The sequence below is a fragment of the Desulfovibrio sp. 1214_IL3152 genome, from assembly GCF_036763055.1.
Classification (GTDB): domain Bacteria; phylum Desulfobacterota; class Desulfovibrionia; order Desulfovibrionales; family Desulfovibrionaceae; genus Desulfovibrio.
Map to the genome: position 1 here is coordinate 1 of NZ_JBAIYW010000071.1, position 4,754 is coordinate 4,754.

Sequence of the window (4,754 nt, forward strand, 5' to 3'; positions counted from 1 at the left end):
TCGCCGGGGGCGTGGATGGTCTGACAGTGTGGAATGTTTGAGGCGCGCGGGGCGGTCTGCCGAGTGTCGAGGCTTACGCGCGTGTGCCGCCGGTACCGCGTGCTCGTGTCAACGAGGTAACCATTGCGGGACGGTTTTGTAAACCCGTTGGCGCTGTTCCTGTACGCGTGGGCCTGAATGCCTTGCGCCTGTCCATCTGTATTTGGCGCCTCCGGGCTGTAGATCTGCGTTTGCGCTGCGCAATGCGTGGATCAGGCCGTCTTTTTTTCAAAGGGCGGCGGTGGCCGCCAGCGCCAGAAAAGGGCAAGCAGGGGAACAAGGCCCACAAGTTCCGCAACCTCTCGCGGGGCCACATTGCCCGCGATCTTCCACAGGGCCAGGCTCGCCATGATGGCAGCCAGCATAAGCAGCCATTGCCCCGCACTCATGGGCCGGGCGGCCCACTGGAAAAAGCCCACCGTCAGAATGGCGACCCACACCTTGGTGATGGTCAGGGACAGGGCCGCGCCCTCAAGAGGCATGGCCGGAATGAGCGTGAAGCAGCAGATGATGTTGAGCACAAGGCCGCTTACATAAAAGGCCAGCAGCAGGCGGTGGCGGCGCATGCCGATCATGGCGTAGGCTGCCAGGTTATGCAAAAAGGCCGTGGCCAGACACGGGGTAAGCAGTTGCTGGGCGCGGACGGCGCTTTCATAGTTTTGCCCGTAAATAAAGGGCAAAAAGCGGTCGCTTTCCACACAGATAAGAAAAATTATGGGTAGGGCCGCTGCCCAGAGCGTCCGGGCCGTCTGGCCCGCCAACTGGCTGAAGGCGGCCCTGTCCTGTTGCCAGTGCCTTGCCAGCAAAGGAAATATGACCTTGCCGAGCAGGGCGCTGGAAACCAGAACAGACAAGCCTTCAATGGTTTCCCAGGCAACCCCGTAACCGCCCACATCGGCATTGCCGCCATACTGTTTGAGAAAGATGACGTTGATCTTGTTATAGAACATGGCGCAGGCGGCCATGCAGGTAAAAATAAGCCCGTGCTTCATCTGGCGCGCAAGATCAAGCATGCCGGATTTGCCCACGCCGGTCAGGGGGTTGCGCCCCAGCGCCGCCAGGGCGAAAATGATGCAGAGGACGGATTCGATGGGTTTGTACAGCGCGATGACAATGGGCGGCGCGCCCATAACCACGCAGGCGATGCCGAAGCCGATGCCGATGAGAGCCGACGGCACACGGATGCGCATTTCCACATCCTGTCGGCCACGGGCCTGACACAGGGCAAAAAAAGAGTCGCTTACGCCGTCAAGGCCAAGGCCTGCGGCAATGCAGAGCACAATAAGGCGCAGTTCCGGGCTGTAGTTTTGCCAGCCTGTTACCAGCCAGGTTGCGGCAAGGGCCAGCACCAGCACAACGAGCTTGAGCCACGTGACTTCACCAAGCAGCGCCCTGGGGCGGCCCTCGCGCCGGGCAAAGGTGGACAGCAGAAAATCGTTAAGCCCCACATCGGCAATGGTTTTCACCAGATAACCGAATGTGAGGGCCAACACGATCTGGCCCATAATGTCCGGGCTGCGGCGGGCCAGCAAGATGGTAAAGGCCGTCCATGCCAGGTCGCGCGTCCATTGCGCGCCCAGAATATAGCCGAGCCTGCGGGGGATGCTCTTGAGCTTCATGCCTGGGCTTTACCTGCCGCCCCCGAAACGCACGACGGCCTTGAAACCGGGCTTGAGTTCCAGATCTGGGTTGGGAACCGTGATCTCCACCGTGTAGTAAGACGGATTCGAGACGCTCATGTCGTTGGAAACCCAGGATATTTCGTTGACCTTGCCGGGGAATATCTTGTTGCCCAGCGAGGGGATTTCCACGTCTACCTTGTCACCTGCCGCGATGCCGCTGATTTCGGCCTCGTACACGGGAACCTGGATCAGCACGGGGTCAAGCTGCCCCACCCTGATGGGCATGCTGCCGGCAGGAAGCAGGGAGCCCGGATTGAGGGTGGCGTCAAGCGAGAGCACATAGCCCTTGATGGGAGAGGTCAGGGTAAGGGTTTCAGGCAGAATTTCGCCTTCCTTGATCTCTTGCCCAAAGTAGCTGCTCAGTTCCTTAAGGCGGATGGAAAAGCTGTTTTCAGCTTTTTTGATGGTAGTGGTGGTAAGCTCGATGCGGCGCTGCAAAGAGGTCACGTCTTCTTCAAGACGCCCTGAAGCCTGGCGGGAACCAAGGCCCGATGCGGCAAGTTGACGCGCCTTGTTGCGCTGGGCGATGGTTTCGGCCAGCTTGCGTTCAAGATCAAGAACCTGCCCCTTGAGACTTTCTGTGCCGGCCCCCTGCATGACCTCGCGCTGCAAGGTACGCTCGGCGTCTTCGTGCAGGTGGTAGCGCATGAGGGGGGCGTCTTCTTCCACGGCTTCGCCGGGTTTGACAAGCACAGCGTCCACAACCCCGTTAAAGGGCATGGGTACGGCTCGTGTAACCGTTGTCACCACTTTGCCGGTCAGAATGGTCACGCCGCTTTTGCCGCCCTCGGCAGCAGTGCCTGCGGCGGCGAATGCCAGGCTGACCAGCAGGGCCAGTGTGGCTGCCAGGCCCCGCGCGGCGGGGAGACATATACGGGCAAGGCGTTGCATTACAGCACCTCTTTGGCGGGCAGGCCGAGGAAATGTTCCTGAAGCGCCGTGGAAAGATACATCCATTCAAGCTGGGCCAGTTCGCAGGTCAGCTCGGCGCGGATAAGGGCTATCTGGGCCTGCACCATGGCTTCCTTTCTGTCGGCCACGGCGGGCAGCTCGGCGATGCCTTCATTGAAAGAAATATGGGCTTCCTTGTACTGCATGGCCGCCGTGTCAAAGCGCGTGCGCGCGAGCTTGAGTTCGGTTTCGGCCAGGGCCACGTTCTGTTCGGCCTGCAGCCACCGGTTGGAATAGTCGGTGCGTTTGCGGGCCATCTCGTGAAATGCCTGCGCCTTTTGCATGCGGGCAGTCTGCACGCCGCGATAACGGCGGCCCCAGTCCAGCAGGGGAAAGCTGAAGTTCAGGTGCAGGAAGGTGTCTTCGCTGCCGCTGGCTGGCTGGTACTGACCGGCCGGCGGGCTGTTGTTGAGGGCAATGCTCATGTCGGGAATGTACTGCGCCCAGGCAACCATGATGTTATAGTCGCCCAGCTTGATCTGGCCGCGCAGCAGCAGGTCGTCTTCGGTGGTTGTCCAGCGTTCGTCCCATTTGAGCCTGCGCCCGTTGAAGCCGCGCAGGATCTCTTCGGCGCTGGAGGTGTCCACATCCAGGCGCTGTTGGGGATCAACGCCCGCCAGTATTTTAAGCTGGGTGAGCTGCATGGTTTCTTTCATCTTGGTCTGCTCCAGCATGAGTTCAAGCTCGCGCTGGTGCTGCATGGCAAGATTGAGAGAAACCCCCTGGCGGCCGTCAACGGCTTCCACCTGCTGCCAGTAGGCAATCAGTTCCTTGCCGATGGGCAGCAGTTCTTTTTGCGCCTTGACGATTTTCTTCTGTGCCTGCAGTTGCAGATACGCCTGGCCGATCTTGTAGATGGCCTCGCCCACGGCCTTGCGGTGCGTGGAGATGGCAAGGTTGACCATGGCCTTCTGCACCTGATGCTCAAAATAGCTGGCAACAGGATTGGGAAAGGCCGCGTAAAAACCCACGGTAAACTTGGTACGCCCGTAATCGCCGGGGGTATCCTTGTGGTTCATGTTGTACTGCGTGAGGTTGTTGCTGACCTGCAAGGTCATGCGCGGCTCTGGCAGATACTTCCACACGGCGTCGGTAAGGGCGACGCGCTTGATTTCCAGGTCCACCGCGCTGTTCACCAGAAGCGGCGATTGCTGGATGGTAAGAAAAACACAGTCTTCAAAGGTGAAGACCTTGGCGGGATCATAAAGATTGGGAACCGCGGCCTCAAGCTTGCTCTTGTTTTCCACCGGTACGCCGGGGGCCTCTTCCAGCCAGTGTCTGGCGGGCAGTTCCGGCGATTTGAGGCCCGCCTTGTTGGAGGCGCAGGCAGAGAAAAACAGGGTCAGAACAAGCAGCAGCGGAAGATAGGTCCGCGCTGGAAGGAATGTACGTGCGTTATGCGGCATCTGGCACCCTTTACAGGCTCGCGCCCGGCGCGTTGGTAAGGTCACGGTTATTGCGGCGGGAGCGCGCCAAGGCGCGAGGATTCGTGGTCCCGTCGGTCAAATTCCAGATGATGAAGGGTAAGGAAGATGCGGCCGCGCTCATCAACGGCCTGGCCGTCAAAGCGCAACAGCCGGGGATCCGACCAGGAGCGGCGCAGCACCACATGCCACGGGCCTTTGCCCCTTTCGGCCCCGAATCGGATAAAACCGGCCGCATGCAGCCGCCAGCAGCGCACCGCATGGACCGCCGCTGTCATGTCCGCTCCGCTGTTTTCAGCTTCCTGTGCTATGGACAGCCAGGCAGCCTGCACCATTCCCTCCACCACATGCAGAACGTCAGTATAGCCTTTATTGCCTTCGGGGGCAATGGCCGCATGCGGCGGATTCAAGCGTGCCGCATACCTGTGTCCCGGTAAAACCAAAAAATCTCGCAACATGCGCCAGGGGGCGCCAAGGCCGACGGCCTCATAAAAAACTTCGGCGTTCAGACCGGGGACAGCGGTATGGTGTTCCCTTCCGGGGACGCCGGTTTCGTGCGGCCACAGGGGGGGGACCTGCCCGCTGCCGGCAGCCAGCAGGGTCATGCCGCCGGCTACGGGGGTGTATCTGTCGAGACGCCTGCCGTTGGCCGTTATGT

Annotated in this window: 3 protein-coding genes and 1 pseudogene; all 4 read right to left on the bottom strand. The window is 60.4% G+C overall.

The window, feature by feature from the left end; all coding sequences use genetic code 11:
* Positions 1-251 precede the first annotated feature (251 nt).
* The gene (locus V6C07_RS01325; RefSeq protein ID WP_333534594.1) at positions 252-1,658 is read right to left on the bottom strand and encodes an oligosaccharide flippase family protein; all 1,407 of its coding nucleotides are present in this window, start codon (positions 1,656-1,658) and stop codon (positions 252-254) included.
* A 9-nt stretch (positions 1,659-1,667) separates the two neighbouring features.
* On the bottom strand, positions 1,668-2,612 hold the full coding sequence (locus V6C07_RS01330) for an HlyD family secretion protein (RefSeq protein ID WP_333534595.1): 945 nt from the start codon (positions 2,610-2,612) through the stop codon (positions 1,668-1,670).
* Positions 2,612-4,078 carry a TolC family protein gene (locus V6C07_RS01335; protein ID WP_333534596.1) on the bottom strand — a complete coding sequence of 489 codons (1,467 nt, stop codon included), beginning with the start codon at positions 4,076-4,078 and terminating at the stop codon, positions 2,612-2,614. Before V6C07_RS01335 ends, V6C07_RS01330 begins: the two co-directional genes overlap by 1 nt.
* A gap of 47 nt (positions 4,079-4,125) precedes the next feature.
* A pseudogene (locus V6C07_RS01340) lies at positions 4,126-4,754 on the bottom strand (acyltransferase domain-containing protein); the annotation flags it as partial.

Bases quoted from the DNA above. Each gene is read 5' to 3' on its own strand.
- V6C07_RS01325 (WP_333534594.1), bottom strand. From the start codon at position 1,658: ATGAAGCTCAAGAGCATCCCCCGCAGGCTCGGCTATATTCTGGGCGCG.
- V6C07_RS01330 (WP_333534595.1), bottom strand. From the start codon at position 2,612: ATGCAACGCCTTGCCCGTATATGTCTCCCCGCCGCGCGGGGCCTGGCA.
- V6C07_RS01335 (WP_333534596.1), bottom strand. From the start codon at position 4,078: ATGCCGCATAACGCACGTACATTCCTTCCAGCGCGGACCTATCTTCCG.